General features: G+C 53.2%; 26 protein-coding genes and 2 pseudogenes. 12 read left to right on the top strand and 16 right to left on the bottom strand.

Annotation, left to right across the window (positions count from 1 at the left end):
• Positions 1–436 precede the first annotated feature (436 nt).
• Complete coding sequence (locus tag FVW27_RS06545; RefSeq protein ID WP_167123740.1) at positions 437–1,609, top strand: tyrosine-type recombinase/integrase; 1,173 nt, start codon at positions 437–439, stop codon at positions 1,607–1,609.
• The gene (locus FVW27_RS06540; protein WP_167123738.1) at positions 1,606–2,646 is read left to right on the top strand and encodes a hypothetical protein; all 1,041 of its coding nucleotides are present in this window, start codon (positions 1,606–1,608) and stop codon (positions 2,644–2,646) included. Before FVW27_RS06545 ends, FVW27_RS06540 begins: the two co-directional genes overlap by 4 nt.
• A 46-nt stretch (positions 2,647–2,692) precedes the next feature.
• Here FVW27_RS06540 and FVW27_RS06535 read toward each other — a convergent pair whose 3' ends face one another.
• Positions 2,693–3,391 carry a thermonuclease family protein gene (locus tag FVW27_RS06535; RefSeq protein WP_341806098.1) on the bottom strand — a complete coding sequence of 233 codons (699 nt, stop codon included), beginning with the start codon at positions 3,389–3,391 and terminating at the stop codon, positions 2,693–2,695.
• Positions 3,392–3,750: 359 nt separating this feature from the next.
• Between FVW27_RS06535 and FVW27_RS06530 the strand changes: the two genes are divergently transcribed.
• A complete protein-coding gene (locus tag FVW27_RS06530; RefSeq protein WP_167123736.1) occupies positions 3,751–4,203 on the top strand; it encodes a YagK/YfjJ domain-containing protein in 453 nt (150 codons plus the stop codon).
• Positions 4,204–4,403: 200 nt separating this feature from the next.
• On the opposite strand, the gene FVW27_RS06525 is transcribed toward FVW27_RS06530, so the two are convergent.
• The 3 genes from FVW27_RS06525 to FVW27_RS06515 form a co-directional block, all read right to left on the bottom strand.
• The gene (locus FVW27_RS06525) at positions 4,404–4,679 is read right to left on the bottom strand and encodes a type II toxin-antitoxin system RelE/ParE family toxin (RefSeq protein WP_167123735.1); all 276 of its coding nucleotides are present in this window, start codon (positions 4,677–4,679) and stop codon (positions 4,404–4,406) included.
• Positions 4,679–4,948 carry a CopG family ribbon-helix-helix protein gene (locus FVW27_RS06520; RefSeq protein ID WP_167123733.1) on the bottom strand — a complete coding sequence of 90 codons (270 nt, stop codon included), beginning with the start codon at positions 4,946–4,948 and terminating at the stop codon, positions 4,679–4,681. Before FVW27_RS06520 ends, FVW27_RS06525 begins: the two co-directional genes overlap by 1 nt.
• A 359-nt stretch (positions 4,949–5,307) precedes the next feature.
• Positions 5,308–5,496 carry a hypothetical protein gene (locus FVW27_RS06515; protein ID WP_243838253.1) on the bottom strand — a complete coding sequence of 63 codons (189 nt, stop codon included), beginning with the start codon at positions 5,494–5,496 and terminating at the stop codon, positions 5,308–5,310.
• A gap of 20 nt (positions 5,497–5,516) precedes the next feature.
• Between FVW27_RS06515 and FVW27_RS06510 the strand changes: the two genes are divergently transcribed.
• Positions 5,517–6,242 carry a DUF4145 domain-containing protein gene (locus FVW27_RS06510; RefSeq protein ID WP_167123731.1) on the top strand — a complete coding sequence of 242 codons (726 nt, stop codon included), beginning with the start codon at positions 5,517–5,519 and terminating at the stop codon, positions 6,240–6,242.
• 62 nt (positions 6,243–6,304) lie between these two features.
• Entirely contained in the window at positions 6,305–6,721 is a 417-nt protein-coding gene (locus tag FVW27_RS21250) for an HNH endonuclease (RefSeq protein WP_167123729.1), read from the top strand.
• Here FVW27_RS21250 and FVW27_RS06500 read toward each other — a convergent pair.
• The 7 genes from FVW27_RS06500 to FVW27_RS06470 all read right to left on the bottom strand — a co-directional run bounded on the left by FVW27_RS06500 (position 6,657) and on the right by FVW27_RS06470 (position 13,041).
• Positions 6,657–7,370 carry an IS30 family transposase gene (locus FVW27_RS06500; protein WP_424991852.1) on the bottom strand — a complete coding sequence of 238 codons (714 nt, stop codon included), beginning with the start codon at positions 7,368–7,370 and terminating at the stop codon, positions 6,657–6,659. The genes FVW27_RS21250 and FVW27_RS06500 overlap by 65 nt on opposite strands.
• A 295-nt stretch (positions 7,371–7,665) precedes the next feature.
• Complete coding sequence (locus FVW27_RS06495; RefSeq protein ID WP_027189486.1) at positions 7,666–8,661, bottom strand: phosphonate dehydrogenase; 996 nt, start codon at positions 8,659–8,661, stop codon at positions 7,666–7,668.
• Positions 8,658–9,449, bottom strand: coding sequence for a phosphonate ABC transporter, permease protein PhnE (phnE, locus tag FVW27_RS06490; protein ID WP_027189485.1), 792 nt, complete (start codon positions 9,447–9,449; stop codon positions 8,658–8,660). Before phnE ends, FVW27_RS06495 begins: the two co-directional genes overlap by 4 nt.
• A gap of 11 nt (positions 9,450–9,460) precedes the next feature.
• Positions 9,461–10,318 (bottom strand): phosphate/phosphite/phosphonate ABC transporter substrate-binding protein, encoded by an 858-nt coding sequence (gene phnD, locus FVW27_RS06485; protein ID WP_027189484.1) that lies wholly within the window; start codon positions 10,316–10,318, stop codon positions 9,461–9,463.
• A 68-nt stretch (positions 10,319–10,386) separates the two neighbouring features.
• The gene (phnC, locus tag FVW27_RS06480) at positions 10,387–11,199 is read right to left on the bottom strand and encodes a phosphonate ABC transporter ATP-binding protein (RefSeq protein ID WP_072312567.1); all 813 of its coding nucleotides are present in this window, start codon (positions 11,197–11,199) and stop codon (positions 10,387–10,389) included.
• Between the two features lie 124 nt (positions 11,200–11,323).
• A complete protein-coding gene (locus FVW27_RS06475; RefSeq protein WP_072312568.1) occupies positions 11,324–12,076 on the bottom strand; it encodes an ATP-binding protein in 753 nt (250 codons plus the stop codon).
• A complete protein-coding gene (locus tag FVW27_RS06470) occupies positions 12,073–13,041 on the bottom strand; it encodes an IS30 family transposase (RefSeq protein ID WP_096152634.1) in 969 nt (322 codons plus the stop codon). Before FVW27_RS06470 ends, FVW27_RS06475 begins: the two co-directional genes overlap by 4 nt.
• Before the next feature lie 82 nt (positions 13,042–13,123).
• On the opposite strand from FVW27_RS06470, the gene FVW27_RS06465 reads away from it, so the two are divergent.
• Positions 13,124–13,747: a hypothetical protein gene (locus tag FVW27_RS06465; RefSeq protein WP_167123727.1), complete on the top strand. Its 624-nt coding sequence runs from the start codon at positions 13,124–13,126 to the stop codon at positions 13,745–13,747.
• Here the strand turns inward: FVW27_RS06465 and FVW27_RS06460 are convergent.
• Positions 13,690–14,250 carry a phage baseplate assembly protein V gene (locus tag FVW27_RS06460; protein WP_167123725.1) on the bottom strand — a complete coding sequence of 187 codons (561 nt, stop codon included), beginning with the start codon at positions 14,248–14,250 and terminating at the stop codon, positions 13,690–13,692. The two genes, FVW27_RS06465 and FVW27_RS06460, sit on opposite strands and share 58 nt — an antisense overlap.
• A gap of 77 nt (positions 14,251–14,327) precedes the next feature.
• Here FVW27_RS06460 and FVW27_RS06455 point away from each other — a divergent pair, with 77 nt between their 5' ends.
• On the top strand, positions 14,328–15,620 hold the full coding sequence (locus FVW27_RS06455) for a hypothetical protein (RefSeq protein ID WP_167123723.1): 1,293 nt from the start codon (positions 14,328–14,330) through the stop codon (positions 15,618–15,620).
• 14 nt (positions 15,621–15,634) lie between these two features.
• Here FVW27_RS06455 and FVW27_RS06450 read toward each other — a convergent pair.
• Positions 15,635–15,751: pseudogene (locus FVW27_RS06450) on the bottom strand (AAA family ATPase); the annotation flags it as partial.
• Between the two features lie 756 nt (positions 15,752–16,507).
• Between FVW27_RS06450 and FVW27_RS06445 the strand changes: the two are divergent.
• Positions 16,508–17,262: pseudogene (locus FVW27_RS06445) on the top strand (integrase core domain-containing protein); the annotation flags it as partial.
• 76 nt (positions 17,263–17,338) lie between these two features.
• Here the strand turns inward: FVW27_RS06445 and FVW27_RS06440 are convergent.
• The gene (locus FVW27_RS06440; RefSeq protein ID WP_167123721.1) at positions 17,339–17,947 is read right to left on the bottom strand and encodes a hypothetical protein; all 609 of its coding nucleotides are present in this window, start codon (positions 17,945–17,947) and stop codon (positions 17,339–17,341) included.
• Between the two features lie 385 nt (positions 17,948–18,332).
• On the opposite strand from FVW27_RS06440, the gene FVW27_RS06435 reads away from it, so the two are divergent.
• From FVW27_RS06435 to FVW27_RS06425, 3 genes are all read left to right on the top strand, one after another.
• Complete coding sequence (locus FVW27_RS06435; RefSeq protein WP_167123719.1) at positions 18,333–19,046, top strand: ERF family protein; 714 nt, start codon at positions 18,333–18,335, stop codon at positions 19,044–19,046.
• 70 nt (positions 19,047–19,116) lie between these two features.
• Positions 19,117–20,373, top strand: a complete 1,257-nt coding sequence (locus FVW27_RS06430; protein ID WP_167123717.1) for a hypothetical protein — start codon at positions 19,117–19,119, stop codon at positions 20,371–20,373.
• Between the two features lie 2 nt (positions 20,374–20,375).
• Positions 20,376–20,735, top strand: coding sequence for a hypothetical protein (locus tag FVW27_RS06425; protein ID WP_035065277.1), 360 nt, complete (start codon positions 20,376–20,378; stop codon positions 20,733–20,735).
• A gap of 54 nt (positions 20,736–20,789) precedes the next feature.
• Here the strand turns inward: FVW27_RS06425 and FVW27_RS06420 are convergent, their stop codons facing one another.
• Positions 20,790–21,032: a ribbon-helix-helix protein, CopG family gene (locus FVW27_RS06420; RefSeq protein ID WP_167123715.1), complete on the bottom strand. Its 243-nt coding sequence runs from the start codon at positions 21,030–21,032 to the stop codon at positions 20,790–20,792.
• Positions 21,033–21,069: 37 nt separating this feature from the next.
• Positions 21,070–21,324: a CopG family ribbon-helix-helix protein gene (locus FVW27_RS06415; protein WP_167123713.1), complete on the bottom strand. Its 255-nt coding sequence runs from the start codon at positions 21,322–21,324 to the stop codon at positions 21,070–21,072.
• Positions 21,325–21,390: 66 nt separating this feature from the next.
• Between FVW27_RS06415 and FVW27_RS06410 the strand changes: the two genes are divergently transcribed.
• Positions 21,391–22,289, top strand: an 899-nt coding sequence (locus FVW27_RS06410; protein WP_167123712.1) for an AAA family ATPase, incomplete at its 3' end; no start/stop codon positions are given.

Genomic DNA, 22,289 nt, shown 5'->3' with positions numbered 1-22,289 from the left:
GCCACACGCGCATGCGATAGCGTTGCGCAAAGATCATCTCTTGCATTCGCACACCCTCCAATAGGCTTGTCCCTTACCATCCCAAACCACCCCTAGCAAAAGGTGGGGCTATAGTGGGGCTAAACACCAACAACGAAAAGAGGCTTACAAGGATGACCTTGTAAGCCTCTAATATTTCTGGTTGCGGGGGCCGGATTTGAACCGACGACCTTCGGGTTATGAGCCCAAGAGTTTCGCAGTAAACCACACCAAACAAAACACTGCCTAACAAATTAATATGCTAATATTCAAAGAATTTTTTTATCTCTTTTGCTTCTGATTAGTCTCCAGCATGAGCTCGCCGGTTGGAAATTTGGTTGGATTTTGCTTTACAGGATGGAAATAGGGTTGGAAAATACCACCACACCACCCCACCCCATCTACCAAGGAAGGAAGCATGCCACCCTCGAAACGAATCAAGACGGCCTACCCAGGCGTCTATTACCGTGAAACCATACGAACAGGGGGCAACGGCATCGAGCGCGTATACTACGCAGTTTATAAACGAGATGGAAAGCTCATCGAAACAAAGGTTGGCCGACAATACGCCGACGACATGACCCCGGCCAGAGCCTCGATAATCCGCGGCCAACTACTTGAAGGCAAACGCCTCACCCGAAAAGAGACCCGTGAAGCGGAAAAAAGCGCCCTTTCCACCAAGGAGTGGACAATCCATAGCCTTTGGGAAGAGTACAAACGCCGGAATGAAAACCTAAAAGGACTTACAACCGACCAAAACAGGTTCACTGTCCACCTGAACGCCTTTAAGAGCCTGAAGCCTGAAGAGATCACAACGACACATGTCGACAACCTACGCCTGGCACTTACAAAATCCGGAAAGAAGCCCGGAACAATCAGGAACATTCTGGAACTACTACGTCGAATTATATCATTTGGCGCCAAAAAAGGATTGATACTTCAATCACAAATTGCTGTTCAGTTCGAAATGCCGCGCCTTAACAATGAAAGAACAGAAGACCTCTCACCAGAGCAACTGATTTCGCTTCTTGATGCTATTGCGTATACAAGGCACAAAAAGGCTGGCAACATGATGCTGCTCGCCCTATACACTGGCATGCGCAGAGGAGAAATGTTCAGCCTAAAGTGGGAGCATATTGACTGGGAACGAGGTTTCATCAATCTTGTTGGGAACGATGATGGGAGGGGAGCGAAGTCCGGACAATCCGAGCGCATCCCCCTCAACGACCTCGCACGCGAAGTACTGATGTCGATTCCGCGCTTGATCAGCACTTACGTTTTTCCAGGCAAAGGTGGTGGAAGACTGGTTGACATCCGGAAGCAGGCCGACGCAATCAAAAAAGAAGCGGGCCTCCCAGAGGGCTTTCGTCCATTTCACGGTCTACGACATGTGTATGCAAGCATGCTGGCAAGCTCTGGCAAGGTCAGCATGTACGAGCTACAAAAGCTCATGACACATAAAAGCCCCGCAATGACTCAGCGCTATGCCCACCTCAGGGATGACGCACTTAAAAGAGCTGCGGAAGCCGCAACACAAACCATAGCCCACGCACTCAACCGCCCCACAGACACGGAGATAAAAAAGCCATGAAAAAACAAAATGCGGACCTAGGAGGATATCGCTTAAAACTTTCTGCCTTCTTCAACAACGAATACGCACTCAGGCACATCGTTACAAACCCTAAATATGAAGAACATTTATCACTCCTCCCGGCGCTGAAGACTGACCTACAAAACACACTTGGAGAACTTTACACCGAACATTCTGCAGACGCATTTGTAGAATATTACACCTTTATGGATAAAGACAATGAAGATATGGACATATACAATCAAGCGCTTTTACGACGAGTGATGGACCATGCGCATGGCGACGATTTCGACAAACACTGGAAATTCATGGACGTATACAATGAATACATATCTAACAAAGCAAACGAAGCATTAATAAGCGGCCTATCAAAAATATCCCTTGAGCACGGAGTATACGCTACGCACGCAGACACTTTCCGTAACAAGGAATACTCTATGCTTGCCATCAGCGAAAAAAACATCACGGCCTCCATAGAACCAATATTCCCAAAAAAAGAATTCTTCCTCAATATCAACTGGATGCCATTATGGGCATCAATAGAAGAAACGTATAACACACCCCTTGCAGATAAAAGCAAAGCACTGCAACACCTATGCTTTTTTATTGATTTTGAGGAACTCGACCAGCATTACGATGACGTTCTCAACAGAATCAAGTCAACCCTTTCGATGATCGCCTACGAGCACAATCCACAGAAACACACAAACGATGACACAATAACACGCCACTACTTCAATACGTTCTTCAACACTACAAAACTTAAAGAAGTAGAGGCCGAAATATCTAACCGATTATTTTCGCTCGTGCTCTGGGACAACATAAACTTCAAGAAAATGAATAAAACCGAAGCATTTATCGAGACACAAAAGACTATCAAGTCGCGCAGAAAGACTGCTATATGTGAGAAAGACTCCTGCCTTAACCTCTCAAAAAAATGTGATTACTTCAGCGAATGTTACAATCTGGCACAACATACGTACGACGCAACAGATAAATCCATCAAAAAAGGCAGGCTTGCCACTTCAAAGGAATAAAAAAAACGATTCAACAAAAGCGAACAAACGACAAAACACAGAAGCCCTAAGGCCGACACACGCCACAAGGCCTAAAGCCTTTCTTTATTGCATCCTCACGCGTCTCAAAAATAACGACACAATTGGGGCAGTCATAATCCTTGCAGCCTGAACGGTGAAAAACGTGGCTACGTTGATTGCCGTGATATCCTACCTCGGAAGGCTGGCCTTCAACGCCACTCTTATGCTGGACACCCTGCGTGGACGCCCCCCTCTTGCTCTTCCGCCATTCCCACGGCGGCATGGGGCGCGGATCGCCCCACAATCCCAGAGACGAACCACGTGCTGCACCCTCTAACCGTCGCCAATCAACACACACCACATCGCGACAGTAAGAATCGTACACCCACGCCATCCCCCGCCTGACTTGCTCCGCATTGATATCAACCTGGCCGACATGCAAACGAGCGACGACCCTGCCGTATCTATCAACATCGACCTCATCAACCTCTACCATCTTACCAAACAGCAAACCCGACAGGCTCTGCTTGGACTTCGCGCCAAAAGACTGCTCGCTCTCAGGAGCATCAATTCCATACAGACGGACACGAATTTGTTCATGACTGCTGCTGAGCACAGTAACCGTATCACCATCTGAGACACCAACAACCTTCCCGCCCCACGCGAAAGACAACGCAGCAGAGAATGTCAAGAACAGAAGAAACACAACTGCCGCGCACAGACACTTGAATTTTCTACAAGCCACCTCTCACCTCCTACATAGTATGTAAAAAATAAGTCTGACAAAAAATTAGCACATCAAACTTCACCAACAATCAATTTCAAAACAACAAACACCTAGCATGGCGATTTATATTCTAAATTTTACACATGCTAAAATTGTATTATCTCTCCTATGTATCTATTATATATTTATTATTAATAAATAAACACTAAACATATAAGAATCTTAATATAAGCATATATACACGACAAATACCACACCAACACATCACCAGCTAGCCAAAGCTAGCCATAGCAAGAGCCGACATCACAAGTGTCGGCTTCTTTTTGTGTAACAAATAACACTCTCCACTAATTCAATAGCAAACAAAGGAGCGCTCCATGTTCATAACAGAAAAAACCCACAGAGACTATCCAGTCCAAGCATATGATGGCAAACCCTGTCGTCGTGATATCCTCGATGCCATCATTGACCGCATTGAATACATGACGAATAGATTCAGCAGAGTGCTCTTCATTCGCTTTGACTTACGATACCCGAGAGACTTCTATTCATCCCGTAAAAACAACGACATTCAGCGCTTTTTCAACAGCTTTACACGCTATTTATCCCGCAAGGGGATAGCCTTCCAGTACGTCTGGGTACGTGAACAATCCAGAGAAAAACACCAGCATTACCGCGTGATGCTCCCCCTGAATGGCAACCTCACATGTCACAGTTGGAACCACATAGAGCGAGCAGAGCGGCTCTGGCAACGCGCTCTTGGGATCGACTACCCAGGAAGGACTCCTCCAAAGATGCGACCAAAGCAGAGACGGCAACAGACACCCTGACTTCATCCACTTGGATCGTCATGATGCCTGCTATGAACGAGATATCGAGAGATGTGTGAAGTGGGCCAGTTACCTGGCTAAGACGAGGACCAAGGGCTACGCACCCATGAATGTGCGGGAATGGGGAGCGAGCTTCCTTGGCAACAGATCAGGAGCCCAATGCCCAGGTGCAATCTCCGCTGAAGCAGATACAAGCCATTTCAGCGACTCTCCCTAGTATGCCACAGTCGCAGCACATAGATTGTCGAATCTTGAATCTCGTAACGCATCTCATAATGCCCGACAAGCAACCGCCGAACCTCGCGAGGGGCGAACGCAAAGAGTTGCTCACCGATGCGCGGATTGGTCAGCAGGACGGCCGGAGCCTTGGCCAATGCCTGCACCGCCCGTGAGGCTGCAGGCTGGTCAACAGGGGCCAAGAATTCGTACAGCCGCGCAAGGTCGGAAAGCGCCCTACTGGTCCATTTCAAGTTCATTAGCGAGGCACCGACAGCGGTTCATCGGTACTCAAACTATCCGCCCATGCCTGCACAGCCTGATGATCGATGACGCGACCCGCATCCACGTCGGCGAGCGCCTCATACGTCAACCGGTCACGCTCTTCCTCTTGGGCGATCCAGGACGAGAGCGCTTGTTTCATGATCCAGCCGCGAGAGCGTTCCAAACGGTTAGCCACCTCATCTACCTTTTCTGCCAGTGGCACAGGTACATGAGCAGTCAGCACGCGAGTTTCAGCCTTGGGCATGACGTTCTCCTCAGTCTTGCTCTGTGTAGACTCCATCATCTGATATTTCATCAGGATGGCTATCCCCTCGTTGGTCAAAACATTAACCGCTAGCTAATCATAGTGATTAAAAACAAATCAAACAAGCCAACACACCACCTGGCCCACCGAAAAATGCCCCGTCTTCATGACCGCCCAGCTTCCCGGCTGGTTCGAGGCCCACAACAAGAGCCCCCCCCACACACACAAGGGCTTGCGGATGAAATCCCTCAGGGAATTTATCCGCGCATCAGCAACCGCGGGGTGCCCGGTTTAGCAGGGGCAACTCCACTTCACCACTAGCGGCCTTCAGACGGTATCGCGAGTGACGCAAGACTGCTCTAACATTCGCCGCACCCGCGCCACGTCCTTTCCCGCTCCAATTCGTGCAGATGCGAACCCACGGAAGGGTCGGCCCACCACGCGCCAAGGGGCGTCATCAGACGCAGGTAAACGGCATTTGCTAGACTGGAAATGCGCTCGCCGGTATAGTCGCCGGTAAGTGTATCAAGTGCGGCATCGGTACCCATGCCGCCACTCTAGTGGCGGCATGGATGAAAGACAGAGGGAAGGGGTTCAGTTAGGAGATGACATGTCAAGGCCAGAAATTGTGAGCAAAAAGAAAACGGCTTGCCCTAATTGCAGCAAAACTGATGATGACAAAAGAATTTGCACAGTAACTTTTGAGAATCATACAAATATGTTTGAAGATGACAACGATGACGACAGATATGAGCCGTACACTGTGTATATTGATATTCTATTGAAGTGCGATGGATGTGGCTATCCTTTCTTCAAAAGAATTCATGTATTTTCAGAATATGACGAACCTGTTGAGACATATACTTTTCCAGCGACAAGCGGATATGGCGTTCGAGATGATATAGATATAACTCAAGACCTTAATGAATGTGACGATATTGTGCGAATTTACAAAGAAACATTGTCTGCGATAAGAAGCAAGCTTTTTACTCTCGCAGCAATGGGCACTAGGACGCTTCTGGACAGAGCTATTGTAAAGATAACAAATGATGATGCAGAAAATTTTACGGGAAATATAAACAAGGCTGTTTCAAAAAATCTCATTTCAAAAGTTGATCAGGATTTGCTCATGCCGATTCTTGATATTGGAGGGCGCGCAGCTCATATATGCCACACGCCAAGCGGTGAAGATGTAAATCTATGGTTTGGAATCGTTACAACAATGATTAAGCACCACATGGTAACTGCAGAACGCGCAAAAGTTGCAAAAGCAACTATTCCGCCAAGGAAATAATCAGAAATATTGACACGAAAGACAGGTCGTGAATACCTTAGATTTCGAAAAAATGGATACTTATGACTGATGTATCACTTTTAAGAGAAAATTATCAAGCGCTAATTAAATACCACGATGATAATTACATTCCTCTTTTTGTAGATACGGCTATCTGCAGTGGTGTTATAAAGCGATGCTCATCAGTGTGTAGATATTGCAAAAAATCAGCACCTGATGTGTCTTTTAAAAACACAGCACATACAATCCCCATGTCTCTTGGCAACATTAACCTTGTATCTGGGGACGAATGCGATGAATGTAATCACTATTTTGGAAATACGTTAGAGAATTGCCTTGGAAATTTTACAATTGTCGAAAGGGCAATATTTGGAATTAAAGGAAGGAAAAGGTTACCAACACGCGGTTTCAAGTTCAAAGTGCAACACCCAGTCCTTGGGTATTGGCGTCTTCTAAAAAAACTTCATAGGGTGTCTTAAACCCAAGGCATTTTCTAGGCCGCCAGTTCAAGCGGCACATTGCCGCTATGATCTCATCTTGCGTGACCGATGCCAAGCTTACCCCCTTGGGGAAGTATTGGCGTAGAAGGCCATTGGAGTTCTCGTTCAAGCCACGCTCCCACGAATGGTAGGGGTGCGCAAAAAATCCCTGAGCCTCGAGTGTAGCTGACACATCGGCATGGTAGCTGAACTCCTTGCCGTTATCATAGGTAATAGTCTGAACAAAGTCCTTAATGGGTGTCAAGAGTCCTTCAATGACCCGCCTTACTTCGCTGGCGCTTTTGTTGGGAGCCTTGCCAAACAGGAAAAGACGACTTTTACGCTCTGCAAGTGTCACCAAAACGGGGCCTCCTTTACTGCCTTCAACGGTATCAGCCTCCCAATCACCAAGGCGTGAGCGCTCGGCAACAATGGACGGGCGTATGTCTATGCTGATACGCCCCTTGATTTGACCTCGTCTGTCGGGTTTGCCATATCGTCGTTTGCGTTTGCGCTGGCAGCGCAAATGGCTGTGCAGCGTTCCTCCTCGTTTTTTGTCCGCCAGAATGTACTGGTAAATGGGGGTATGAGCAGCTGAAACTGTACGGCGTGTATGTACAGGAACCGCCCCGCCCCCTGGACCCGGCAGAAACGCTGACCCCCTATCTGGAGACAACCATCTACCGCCTGGACCGCACCCAGGACGGCATCGGGGTTGTCAGCTTTAAGGCTGGGCACGAAAAGCCTTTATGGCGTCATGTCCAATCGGCCCCGTGATGACACGCGTTATGTGCAAGGTTCGCCTGCAAGCGAACAGCCCCGCCTGCTTTTAGCACGAGACGTTTCGGCTTGTACGTACGGGGGGAAAAAGAGCGCCACCCGCGTGTATGCATCACGGGCGGCGTTTTTTGTTTATTGGCAAAAAGCCAGGTCGCAAACGTTTTTCAGATTGTGTTTACGGGATTTCGGGGCGCTTTGCCGCAGAGCACGTCCACAATGTTGCGGGCTGCTTCCATGGCGATATCAATGCGCACCTGTTCCACGGCCGATCCAAGGTGCGGGGTGAACACAGTGCGCAGACCGGGGTCCCGCAGGGCCTCGGGCACATCGCGGGGGCGGTCTGCCAGCCCCCAGTCTTCAAAGGCAAAGACGTCGGCGGCATAGCCTGCAAGATGGCCTTTTTCCAGGGCTTCTGTCACGGCCTCTTCGTCCACGCACGAGCCGCGCCCGGTGTTGACAAGAAACGCGCCGGGTTTCATAGCGGCCAGTTCGGCCGCGCCCAAAAGCCCTTTTGATTCAGGGGTCAGCGGGCTTACGCACACCACCCAGTCGGCAGTGGCAAGCAGCGTGGGCATATCTGTTTGCGCCAGCGCAAGTTCGCGTTTGCGTTCATCCGGCAGTTCGGCAATGTCATAGCCAATAAGCTTCACGCCCCAGCCTGCCAGGCGTTGGGCCACGGCCTGGCCCAGGCGGCCCAGACCGATGATGCCCACGGTGGAGCCGTGCAGGCCCTGGCCGTAAAAAATGGGCCGCCAGCCTTCAAAAGCCCCGCTGCGCACCCGTTTGTCCCCTGGCAGCACATGACGTCCCAGGGCCAGCATAAGGGCAATGGTCAGCTCTGCCGTGGGAATGGTCAGAAGGTCCGGCACGTAGGAAAGCCACACGCCCCTGGACGTCAGCGCGTCCACATCAAAGTTGTCATAGCCCTTGAGGGCTGCCCCCACGATTTTAAGGCGGGGGGCATTGTCCAGCAGTTCGGCATCCACCCAGTCAGGCATAAACATCATGGCGGCGTCCGCCTCTTTGAGATGGTCAAAGAGGATCTGGCGCGGCCAGGTTTCGCGGGTTTTGTTAACGACAAGACGGCAATGCGGTTCAAGATAGTTGATGATTTCAGGGTGCACCCAGTGGGTGACCACACAAAGGGGTTTTTGACTCATGCGCATTTTCCTCGCAACCACGACCCAAGGGCGTCTACCAGTGTCACCATGACAAGAATAAGCAATAATATCGCGGACACTTCGCGATATTGCATAAGCCTGAGGGAAGCCATAAGTTCAAACCCTATGCCGCCAGCGCCCACCATGCCCATGACAGTGGAGGCGCGAAAGTTATATTCCCAGCGGTACACGGTAATGTCGGCCAGTTGCGGAAGCACCTGCGGCATGACGCCGTACACCAGCACTTTCAGGGGGTTCGCGCCCGTGGCCCGGATGGCCTCAACGGGTTTGGGGTCGCAGTGTTCCACAGCTTCGGCAAAAAATTTGCCCACCATGCCCACGGAATGCAGACCCAGGGCCAGCACGCCCGGTAATGCGCCAAAACCCACAGCCGCCACAAAAAGAATACCCATGATCAGTTCCGGCACGGCGCGCAAAGTGTTCAGCAGGCTGCGTGCCAGACGGTAGACAACGGGGTGGGGCGAAACGTTGGCCGCCGCCAGAAAGCCCAGGGGCAGCGAAAGGCATACGGCCAGAAACGTACCGGCCACGCTCATGGCGATGGTGTCCATAAGCGGACCCAGCCACGAGCGCCAGTTGCTGGGGTCCGGGGGTGTCATCTCGCCCAGCAGGTGCCACAGGGCGGGGCCGCCCTCAAGAATGCGCGGCACATCTGCCAGGCCGGAATAGGCAACGCACAGGGCTATGCCCAGGGCGATGCAGCCTATCAGCACCAGGCGTTCGCGGTAATTTTGGGCGACGTTGTTGACAATAAAGGTAGATTCCACCGCGGTCATCCTTACATTTTAGCCAGGTCAAGGTTCAGAATCTTCGCCAGGTCGCGCACCACGTCGTAATCTTTGTCGGTGATCCGGGTAAAACCGTCGGCTTTGAAGGGCTTCAGCACCGCGGGATCAGTCAGATCGACAAAGGCATCTTGAATGCGTTTTTTCAGCGCGGGGGAAAGGTCGCTGCGCATGGTCCAGGGGTATTCGGGAAATTCTGCCGACACGGCAAGAACCTTTACTTTGTCTTTGGAGATGGTGCCTTTTTCCACCAGGGCTTCAAATATGGTTTCTGAAAGGCCGCCAGCCTGGGCGTTGTTGTTTTGGACATTCAGGGCCACGGCATCGTGGCTTCCCACAAAGTGGGCTTCATAGTCGCGGCGCGCTTCCAGACCCTTTGCCGCCAAAAGTGACTTGGGGATCAGGTGCGAAGAGGTGGAGGCGGTGTCGCCATAGGCCATCTTCTTGCCCTTGATGTCTTCCAGGGTGTTGATGCCCGCGCTGGTGTTGGCGATAACCACGCCGCGATAGGTATTCTTGCCTTTTTTCTGCATGGCGGCAAACGGCTCTATGTCGCATTTGGACTTTGCCATGACATAGGAAAGAGGACCGAAGAAAGCCAGTTCAAGGCGGCCGTGGCGCATGGCCTCAATCATGGAGGAATAGTCGGTCGTCACGACCAGGTCGACTTTTTTGTCCAGGGCTTTTTCAAGATAGGCCTTCAAGGTCTGGTTGTTCTTGATGATGGTACTGGGGCTTTCGTCGGGCAGCAGGGCCACCTTCAACACTTTGGGGTCGGCGTCGGCGGCCACGGCTGTGCCGTGGGCAATAAGGGCGCAAAACAGAAAAAGGGCGACAAGCAAACGATGCACGGTGGTATCCTCGCAAAAGAAAGAGTTGATGTAGATATAAAGACCTAACGGAAAGGCCCGCACAGGGTTCAACTGGCCCGCGCGGTTTGGTTAAAAGCGACAGGCGGTTCGGTGGGGCGTTGCGGTTTTATGGCAGAACAAAGGGGTGTTTCAGTCTGTGGCGCATAAATGTGCGTCAGGGCTTCCTGCGTCAGAACCTCTGGCGTACCGTCAAAAACGACGCGGCCCGCGCGCAGGGCAATGATGCGGTCGGCAAAGCGTTTGGCAAAGCGGACCTGGTGCAGGCTTACCACCGCGCACAGGCCGTCTTCGCGGCAGATGTTGTGCAACAGACCCAGCACTTCTTCTGCCCGGGTCGGGTCAAGGCTGGCCACAGGCTCGTCTGCCAGAAGTATGCGAGGCTTTTGCATAAGCGCACGGGCAATGCCCACGCGTTGCTGTTGCCCGCCGGAAAGGCTGCCGGCCCGTGTCAGGGCATAGTCTTCAAGGCCAACGCGTTCAAGGCAACGCAGGGCGTCTTCTATGTCGGCCCTGGGTGTGGGAAGAAGGCCCGCCCAAAGAGGACGCGCGCCCACGCGGCCATTAAGCACGTTGGTCAGTACGCTTTGCCGCAAAATAAGCTGGTGCTGCTGGAACACACAAGCCGTCATAAGGCGCAGCTGGCGGCTTTGGCTTTGCGAGCGCACAGCACCTATGCCGTCAGCCTCTACATATCCGGTTGAAGGTTCCGCCAGAAGGTTACAGGACCGCAACAGCGTGGATTTGCCCGCGCCCGAAGGCCCCAGCAGCACGTTGAAAGCGCCGGGCGCAAAGGTAAGGGTAGTGTTATGCAGGGCCACATGGTCCTGGTAGTGTTTGGAGATGTTGTGCAGTGTCAGCATGTTGCGCCTCCCACAAAAGTGTGTCTGTACATTTGCGGGAACTATGCCTTGGAGCTGTTGCACAACCATGTCGGGCCTGTGGCGTTTTTGTGTCGTCACAGGCCCTGTGGAAAGTGGAAATCGCTTATGCCGTCATATCCACCCCGCCCCGTGACAGCACGCGTTCTTCCAGGCGGCAGGCCGTGCCACTGGCCTGGTGGGCTGTGCGCACGGCGCGCACCAGGCCGCCGCAACAGGGTACTTCCATGCGCAGCACCGTGCAGGACCGAAGGTCTGCCTGCCGGAATATGGCGGTCAGTTTGTCTACCGTTGCGGCGGTGTCTTCAAATTTCGGGCAGCAGATCAACAAGGCTTTGGACCCCAGCAATTCTTGAAACTGCGGGGTAACGGGCGCGGCGCAGTCCGCCGCGATAAGCAGGTCTGCACCATGCAGAAAAGGCGCGTCCGGCGCGACCAGGCGCAATTTGACCGGCCAGGGGGCAGCCCCTGGCGTCCAGCCCGGCCCAGATCCGGGGCGGGTGCCGGGACAGGTGCCGCGCAGGGGCGATGCGCCCAACTGGGGCGTTAAGGCATGCAGGGACGGTGCTGCGTGCGGGGAAGGTGCAACACCATTTTTTCTTTCGTCTGTCTTCAGCGTGGCAAGCTGCGCCAGGGCAGCGGCCTCGTCAAAGGGGGGCGCTTCGCGCTGGATAATGCGCAAGGCGTCGGTCGGGCATCTGCCGATGCAGGCCCCCAGTCCGTCGCAAAAGGAATCGGAAATAACCCTGGCCTTGCCGTCTATAATGGCGATGGCCCCTTCGGCGCAGTCCGCCACGCAGTTGCCGCAACCGTTGCAGCGTTCTTCGTCAATTTCAATAATACGCGGTTTCAAGTTCAAAGTGCAACACCCAGTCCTTGGGTATTGGCGTCTTCTAAAAAAACTTCATAGGGTGTCTTAAACCCAAGGCATTTTCTAGGCCGCCAGTTCAAGCGGCACATTGCCGCTATGATCTCATCTTGCGTGACCGATGCCAAGCTTACCCCCTTGGGGAAGTATTGGCGTAGAAGGCCATTGGAGTTCTCGTTCAAGCCACGCTCCCACGAATGGTAGGGGTGCGCAAAAAATCCCTGAGCCTCGAGTGTAGCTGACACATCGGCATGGTAGCTGAACTCCTTGCCGTTATCATAGGTAATAGTCTGAACAAAGTCCTTAATGGGTGTCAAGAGTCCTTCAATGACCCGCCTTACTTCGCTGGCGCTTTTGTTGGGAGCCTTGCCAAACAGGAAAAGACGACTTTTACGCTCTGCAAGTGTCACCAAAACGGGGCCTCCTTTACTGCCTTCAACGGTATCAGCCTCCCAATCACCAAGGCGTGAGCGCTCGGCAACAATGGACGGGCGTATGTCTATGCTGATACGCCCCTTGATTTGACCTCGTCTGTCGGGTTTGCCATATCGTCGTTTGCGTTTGCGCTGGCAGCGCAAATGGCTGTGCAGCGTTCCTCCTCGTTTTTTGTCCGCCAGAATGTACTGGTAAATCCATTCATGACTGAGGGCAAAACCTTTGCGTTTGAGAACTCCAGAGATTTGCTCCGGACTGAAGTCCTGGTGCAGACACTGTTCAACATACGTCCATACCTCAAGGCCAATGCGCTTCTTCCCTTTAATGGTCTGCCTTTTCTGACTGCGCTTGTGTGCCTGCCTGTAGCGGTAGCCACGCGCCCCGGTATTTCGCGCAAGTTCGCGGCTTACAGTTGAGACGCTACGGCCTATCGCTTTGGCTATGGCCCTCAGTGACGTTCCACTTTTCACTGCCTGGCAGATGTAGTACCGTTCTTCCCTGGCAAGGTGTGCATAGCCCATACGCCCCTCAATCTTTGGTTGGATGGAGAGGCTAAAGGGCTATACCACCTTGCCTTTTCATTCAACTTTGAGGGTGTTGCACTTGCAAGTTGAATCCGCCACATATCAAAGCAAGGACAATCAAACAAAAATATTCATAGAAGATGGCGTTACAAATCTTATATGCAATCAAATAAACAACATGCCACATTTAGATCAAGACACTAACACCATACAATTCAAAACAGAAACACCATCTCTGTCCCTTCTCAACGTTTTTAAGAGCTTTGTTAAAATCGCCATTACGATATCACCAGATGATCAAATTTCGGAATTTCAAGAAACAACACATTGGATACTTGGAAAATTGCCATCCATACGCACTCCTTGGCAAGCAGAGAAAGTCCTTCAATGGTATACACCGGGGTACTATCGAGAACACCCCCTCGTGATACTCCTTAAAAGAAAAGATGACTTCGCTCCGATTCCAAAGTTTATCATTGTAATAGAATATTCCCATTACATGATTACCGCTTACATCCCCTTCGTAAAGAGTGACAAAAATCTCAAAAACATAGAGATCGTCACATACCCCCACCCCATGCTTAGGAAAATGGACTCAGATGTTATGGTCACAATACTCGACATGAGTTCAGATAAGAAAATCAGCTACAAGGGCGAACACTTTTTATCTATTATTGGAGACGTGCTGACTGTGCAGAAATAGTATGTACAGAGTGTACAGAGATAGTATTCACCTGACACTGCCGTGCCCGTTGTGCCGCCGGAATCCCCCGGATGGCGGTGATGTTGCAGACTGATACCCCCGGCGACGTGGTCCCCTTCAGAGGTCACGTCGCCGGTCGTGTTCAGGTCGGCGTCCAGGGTGGCCCGTGCGCGGGCGCCGTCCATGCCGCCGAAGTCCAGACTCGGTGACGTGAAGGTGGTCCCCTCGCTGGCCGTGGCCTGCCACTGCTTGGTTTCCATCTGTATGGATTCCCTGGCGACGCGGAAGTGGTCGCAATCCACCTCCACGATTTTCTCCTTTTTCAGCGTGATCTTCGCGCCCAACTGGTTGTAGACGCACACCTCGCCCCCTTGCAGGGCCTGCACGCGGAAGGCTCCATTTTCGGCGGCCACCACCACGGAATGGGCCGCTTTGCCGCCCAGCGGTGGGAGGACGCACCGCATACCGTCGGGCGGGGCCGAGGCGAAGCCTTCATTTACCAATTATTTTCTGTTGAATATTGTCGCAATGCCTGTCATTTTCGTGCCATGCTGCAACCCAACTAAAAACGGAGACGACAATGGTGGCACAGCTTCTGTACATCGAAAACAAGACATCTTTTTGCACACACAAAAAATGGCAAAGCAAATTAATGTTTTTCCCTTTATTATTATCTGCCATAATCGGCTTTTCTGGTGGATGTTCAGACGGCCAAAGCATTTCCATCAGTAGTGGGCAAAAGACAGATATTTACTCCAAAATAATAATGAATGAATTTACTATTAAATATGTAATTCCAATATATGCACTTAACGAAGATGACGTCTTTTTCACATCATACGACAACAACAGAAACCCTATCAACATATTCAGATTCAAGAACAACAAAAAAAACATAGCTATTGTAGAATTAACATTTAGTGGAGAAGTTAATTTCATATCGCGCCAAGGTTTATACGAAAAAAACAATGAAATTTGCTATAACCCACATGCAGGAATTCTAGAAAAAACCAGATCCAAATACGAAACCTCTCCGCTTGAAATCTTTGCACGAGAAACAAGCATTGCCAGAGACCTCGAAAAAATTACAGATTGCTATAAGAAGAATCCAGAATTCGCCAACAAACTCTTTGATAAAGAAATCATTGGCGAAAATTCTAGGACTGTAATGCGCAATGATATTCAAAAATTATTGTTCAATGTCCCTGCCCACAAAAAACACACGACAATTTCGCAAATAGGCACACTTTTTCCAGAAGAACTACTCGAATCGACAGGTAGTTCAACACAAAATGACGCTATCAAGCCAGATACATCACTATACCGCGTCACCAACAAGATAAAATTTGCATCCAAAACCCACATGATCCACTTATCGCCAAACTCAAAAGCCTTCCTAATAAATAATGAATCAACAAGATCACTAAACATGATTCATTATCATCAAATAGATGAATCTTGCATTGTTTTTGAAAGGAATTCCGATGGAAAATGGTCGTATATATCAATCATAGAACCTTCCTGGCTGTCATCAGCTTCAGGATGGGTTCCAAGTGAGACGGTGTCAGATGAAGATACAGAATATTACAAAAAACGCATAAACGACAACTACTACCCTGGATTTAACGCAACAGCATCACCGTCTATATACGCAAAACTAAAAGAATCAAGCAGCACAGTCGACCAGACCGTATTACACGCCGCAAAAAAATTAGTCGAAAAATTTATTGCGGAAGGAAACATAAACATAAAAGTAACTAACGCCAGCATTGACCCTAGCACCACACAAAACAACATAGCCATAAAATACATGACAAATTTCGGTAATTATATATACAAATCCGCTGATGACAACTTTATATTACAGAAGTAGCGCCCCCCCACACCGCCATGCCCGATGACCTCGAAGACCGGGTAGTTGAGCCGGGCGGCCAGTTGCCGGATGGCGCTGGACTTTCCGCTGCCGGTGGGGCCGAACACGTAGAGCGGATCGGATGCGGTCATCAGCAAGTCCACGACGCCTTGCCATCAAAAGCAACACTCCTGGCAGCGCGTCAAAACTTGGCACGACGGATGGGCTAAGGAATCATGTAAACAGGAGAATGGATATGACTCGCCTCACGGCGCTCTTACTGGCGGTGGTGACCCTTTCAGCCTGCGCGGCCCAGCGACCGCCCTCCCGCGAAGAAATTCTAGAGTTGCGCCGGGCTGCCGATACAGCCAGAGTCCAAGTATACGCGGCCCCACCCGAAAGGACACTAGCAGCTGCGGCTCGTGTATTGGAAGAATCAGACAGTGACTATACACCCATGGCGCAGACAGATAACAGCACGTCCTACCGGCGCGTATGGGTTCTTTACATGGTATTGGCCGGAGCAATAGGGCAGGACAATTGGAAGATCACGGCAACGACTGTTGCCGAAGGTACCCGCGTAGAAGCAGTTCACTGGCCAGGTCCACAGGGAGGTGGCATCATCCCCGTCATGACCGGCGGGGGGTCGGAGACGGACTACACCACCCAGCCTACGCTATACACCCTGTTCCATGAACGCCTTGCGTACATGCTTGGTGAACGTGACGACTGGGTCTCCTGCAAGACAGCGTTAGCGCGGCTCAAAGACAATCCGGACCTGAAGCGCCAAGCCCCCCTACACGCCCTGTGTTCGTTCACAACGGACAAGGAATCCGTTTTGAGATGAGCCCGCTTGAAAAACAGCGCAGACAGCGCGAATGGCCCCCACATGATTAGCACAAGACCCAGAACTGCCACTGCAAACTGTCCAGGTCAGTTCCGGGGGAGTGCGGGGGCTGGATATTAACCCGGCATGAGCGGTGGCCGCGCCTGAAGCGGCATATACGAGGTCCCGGAATCGCACTGAATGACGACCAGGCTCGCACTTTGGAGCGGTTCAGCCCGGAATTCCGGAAGCGCCATATCGAAACCCGGTGCAGCGGGGATCTGGTGGCCGTGAATACGTTTTTCGTGGGCGCGCTGAAACGCGTGGGGAAAATCTATCTGCAATCGGCCATCGACTGCCACAGCCGCTACGCCTTCGGCAGGCTGTACACCAGCAAGCTGCCGGTTACGGCGGTACACATGCTCAACGAGTCCGTGCTGCACTTTTTCGAGGAGCACGACACGCCGGTCGTCACTGTGCTTTCGGATAATGGCCGGGAATTCTGCGGGCGCGCCGACGGCATCCCTACGAATTGTTTTTGCAACTGGAAGGCATTGAGCATCGGACACCCGCGTCAGACGCCCACAAAGCAACGGCTTTGTGGAGCGGTTGCACAGGACATTGCTCGACGAGCGTTTCAGAATTCAGGGCCGCAGAAACTGGCACGAGCCCCTGGACGAAATGCAGACGGACCTGGACGCTTACCTGCACCACTACAACCACGAGGGGGCGCACCAAGGCAGAAACATGAACGGTCGGACACCCTACCAAGCTTTCCGTGATGGCCTTCCCGAGGGCCAGCCGGAAGAGGATAGCGAAGGGCAGCAGGCAGCCTGATCAGCGCCCCGCCGGGCACGGCAGTGTCAGGTGAATACCATCTCTGTACAACCCGTACATTCTTTGCACACTCGGCTCATTTCCCCCTGCAAAACGCTACAACATCGGAAGAATAAAGATCATCAGGTTGATCGAATTTTTTCATTTTGCCATCAAGATATACTAAACGCACAGGCTTATAACCAGTATAAGCGCCAAATCCATTTTTTGCATTATAATACCCCCTACAAATGAATCCAATGTGATCGCCATATGATTTATACGGGATAATATCATCTATTTTTAAAACAATAGAGTCTGGATCTTTAAACCCATAGATCATGCTCAATTCAATAAGGTAAGCGACAAGCGCTTTGCGGATATCTTCTTCTGTTGGAGATATATACATATCTGGCGCAATAAATTTTTCTGCAATTTTTTTATTATATCTGTCTAAATTATTAATATAATCTTCCTCAAGCGTGATTAAAACCGCATAATTTGAACAATATTTTTCCAACCTCCTCTTGCTACTAACGCTTTTTGCAATGTTCGCTTCTACACGCAATTTATAAACAATATATTCAACTGGAAATTCTTTTTCTCTTGTATTAATATAGTTTGCATCATCAATATTGTTTATTTCATTATTGTCAATTCTTTTTTGATAGCCAATCAATTCATTATTTTTTTCTTCAAGGTACATCTTGGCATCCAAAAATTCATACTCTTTTGCATATAGAAAAGACACATGAGCAGTGAATAATACATACATAGAAATTAAAAAAGCTAATTTTATACCTTTACAGTGCATAGCCCACCCCCACTAACTTAGCCAGGTTGCCTTACTGCTTTATGGTCTATCCTGCCCAAAAGGACAATCCGTTTGACCAGCCCCCACGAATTGTGTCGCTCATTATGCTAGTCTGGGACGCCCACTTGAGTCCAGAGGTAGTGGTGTCCGCCATGCCGTAAAGCGTATCTTTATCATCTTTTCAGATATATATTGCATTCATGATATTGGGGAGATATTCCCGAAAACCGCCCTGATACCCCGTGTATCAGGGCTTTTCTCTTTCCAAGGAGACGCCATGGACAGCCTTCAGTACACCTCCCCTGAGGTCACCGACCTCGCCAAGGCCCTTATCACCGTTCAGCACACCCTGCAACCGGCCATCAAGGACCGTGAGAACCCGTTCGCCAAGTCCCGCTATGCCACCCTCAATTCCGTCATGGATTCGTGCCGGGACGCGCTGCAGGCCAACGGCATTTGGGTGACCCAGTACCCGGTCCCGGCAGAGGCCGGACACCTCGGCCTCGTCACCAAACTCACGCACGCGAAATCCGGCCAATGGCAGTCGTCGCTGCTGGTCATGCCCCTGCCCAAGGCAGACCCGCAGGGATACGGCAGCGCCATGACCTATGCCCGCCGGTACGCGCTTTCGGCCATGCTCGGCATGGTGACGGAAGACGATGACGACGGCGAGGCTGCATCCCGCGACAGGCCCGCACGGCAGAGAACGCCTCGCCAGCCTCGGCCCCAGCAGCCTGCTGCCGCATCAGCCCAACAAGCCACGCCCGCAGCCCCCCCACCTCAGCCCAAGCCCGCAGAAACAGCACATCCAGCCCTGGCGTCACTGCCTCGGCTGGATGGGGTAAACTACTCGACGGCCACCGCCCAGGATGGCCGTCTTTGCATTCTAGCGTCGGGCAACACGTCTGCCCGCAAGCAACTGCTCTCGGCTGCCGGGTTCAAATGGAACGCCGAGCGCAAGGTCTGGTGGCGGTACGCCGAGACCGCCTGATCCACACACCACGCCAGGGGCGGGGATTCCCCCGCCGTGGGGGAACCTCGTCCACTCGATGGAGTCCCCCATGACAGACACCCCGCGATCCCCCATGCCTCCGGCACTGCCGGACCCTCTCTCCCTCCTCGCCGAATCCCTGCTCGCACACGAAATCCACACCACGCAGGCCCAACTGGGCGACCGCAGCACCTACACCGGCATGTCCGACATCGGCGCCGCAACGGAATGCCTGCGCTCGGCGATTGCCCGCAAGTTGGCGTCGCCGGGCACGCAGCCCCGCACCATTCCGCCTCAACATGTCGGTTCCATCCTGAAACGCCATCTCCCACTGCATCGGGGCCACTGGCAGGAAGCCGGGATTACCGACTCGCTCACCAAAAGCGGCCACCGACTCATTCCGCAACTGGAAATCAGCGCCTCCTTCCACGGCGTGCCCATCAAGGCGCACCTCGACATCACCCTCATCCACGAAGCCCCGACACCCGTCATCCGGGTGCTGGAGCTGAAAAGCAACGGGCACCTGCCCGAAACCCTCTACACCTCCAACGAGGTGCAACTCTACGGGCAGATCGGCCTGCTGGAGAGCACCTGGCATCGCCCGTGCTGTTCGCTTCGGGACGAGGACGGCCAGCCGGTCTTCACCCGCAAGACCTTCCCGGAGGCGGCCCGGCTGCTCTTTGGCATCGACCTGCCAAGCACACCGGAAGGCGTGGCCATCGAAGGCTGGGTGCTCTCCATCTCCATGGCCGATGCCAAGGCCTTCGGACCGTACACGCCCAGCAGGACCATGCTCGGCATCTGCTGCAACACTGCCGCCGACCTGTGGCAATCCGTCAACTCCGTCAAGGTGGGGCAGTTGGCGCTTGACGACCTCCCGTACTGCCAGGGGTTTCACCCCCTGTGCGACTGGTGCGACGCCAACGCCACCTGTCCCAAGTTCCGGCCCATGCGGGTTGACGGCATACCCGTGGACCTTGGCCCCGCCCACGCGGCGGACCTCGACCAACTCGCGGGCCTGAAGGAACACAAACTCGCCATTGAGGGCGATATCGCAGCGATTGAAGGGCGCATTCGCTCCGCATTCCAGCGCATCGCGGCGGTAAGCGACAGCATGGCCCAGAACTGGATAACCGCGGGCAGGCACCGCTTTCGGGTGGCAGCCATGCCCGGCAGACAGACCATCGACCAGACGACCCTGCAGGAGGAACTGGAGGCCCTGACCGGCGATCCCCAAATGGCGACAGACATTCTGGACCGGACCCGCAAGACCGGCCAACCTCATGAACGGCTGTTCATCAGCCCCATCAACGGAAAAGGAGAATGACCATGGGATACTACAGCGAAGTCGCTCTGTGCCTGTCCGGCAACGGACGGGCAAGGCTTGATGCGGCGATGCACGAGGCGAGGCAGCATGCCACCAACCCCGGCGACATCGAACTGTTCCTGCAAAACGGGCTCAGGCAGGACGCGCCGGACTCGGAAGGCGTGCTTTACTACTGGGAAGGCGTCAAATGGTACGCGGACTTCGAGGAGGTACGCTTCATCACCGATGTCATGGATGAACTTGACGTTGACGACTACCTCTTCCTGCGCATCGGCGAGGACGTTGACGATGCCGAGATTCTCGGCGGCTGGTGGGACAATCCCTTCGATGCGCGCCTGTTCCGAACCATCGACTTCGGCTAGGGGCGTCGGCGCAGCCTCCTCGGTCAGCGCCATCCCCGGCGCACCGCATCCAGATCATTCCAGGGTGATACCAAGGGCGCGCATCCGGGCCTTGGCATCTTCGTGGCTCACCACGCGACCTTCGCGCACGGCGTCCAGCCCTTGCCGCACCATGTGGTAAAACCGCGCATCGCGGTCAAGGAACTGCGCCACGGCATCCCTGATGACCGCGGCACGCGTACTGCCAGTGGCTGCGGCGATCTCGTCCAGCCGGTCCACGGTGGCCTTGTCGAAACGAATGCCCGTCGAATGCGGCATGGTCACTCCGTAGCCATTCACGTCTGATCTGGCCGTATCACGGGTTCTTCCGAAGCTTCGTGTCCACGCCACACTGCGCGAAGCACTCCCGGACCTCATCATCCGATGCGAAGAGTCCGGCATCCGCCTGACGAACGCCTTCCGCGATGGCGGCCACAGCCCACTCCTCGTCCCGGACATACCGCCGAACGGCTTCGGCCATGAGTTCAGGCACGGGCCTGCCCATGGCTCTCGCCAGAGCCTCCAGTCGTCCCTTCGTTTCCGGGTCGAGATGCGTATCCCAATCGGCCATGCGTACCTGCCCATTCCGACGGCATAGCCAACATCCCAAACCGACACAACATCAAGGAGCACTCCCATGCCCCATACCGATTCGGGCCTGCACGCGTTGCAGCCCGTCGACCTCGACGCTGGCGCCGTGTTCAGCGGCACCCCGTCGGGCCGCATGATCAAGGGCTACCGCCAGCCATCGACATACACCCCCAAGACCGATCCCGACTACATCTTCCACGAAACCACGCGCGACATCGTGGTCTGGCTGATGACCGCATCCGATCCGCTCTACGTGTTCGGTCCCACCGGCAGCGGAAAGTCCAGCGCCATCCGACAACTGGCCGCCCGGCTCAACTACCCGGTCTTCGAGGTCACCGGGCACGGCAGGCTGGAGTTCCCCGACCTCGTGGGCCACCTTTCCGTGCATCAGGGGTCTATGGAGTTTCGGTACGGCCCCCTGGCTCTGGCCATGAAGCATGGCGGGCTCTTCCTGCTCAACGAACTGGACCTACTGGAACCCGCCACGGCCACGGGGCTCAACGGCATCCTCGACGGCCAGCCCTTGTGCATCCCGGAGAATGGCGGTGAACTGGTCACGCCGCACCCCATGTTCCGGTTCGCGACCACAGCCAACACCAATGGAGGTTCCGACGAAACGGGCCTCTACCAGGGCACCCTGCGCCAAAACCTCGCCTTTCTCGACCGGTTCTGGCTGTGCGAGATGGGCTACCCCGAACCCGCAGCGGAGGAACGGCTGCTGGAGCGTATCGCACCGCAACTCCCTGCACCCCTGCGGCGTACCATGATCGACTACGCCAACGAGGTCCGGCGTCTGTTCATGGGCGAATCGGGCACGGCACACGGCGCCTCCATCGAGGTGACCTTCTCCACCCGCACCCTGATCCGCTGGGCCGACCTGACCCAGCGGTTCCAGCCGCTCGCCCGGCAGGGCATCCAGCCCATGGCCTACGCCCTCGACCGGAC

Origin of the sequence: Nitratidesulfovibrio liaohensis (assembly GCF_011682075.1) — a bacterium.
In the GTDB taxonomy this organism is placed as follows: Bacteria; Desulfobacterota; Desulfovibrionia; order Desulfovibrionales; family Desulfovibrionaceae; genus Cupidesulfovibrio; species Cupidesulfovibrio liaohensis.
The sequence above is the reverse complement of the archived record's forward strand: the minus strand, read 5'-3'. Positions and strand labels throughout refer to the sequence as shown.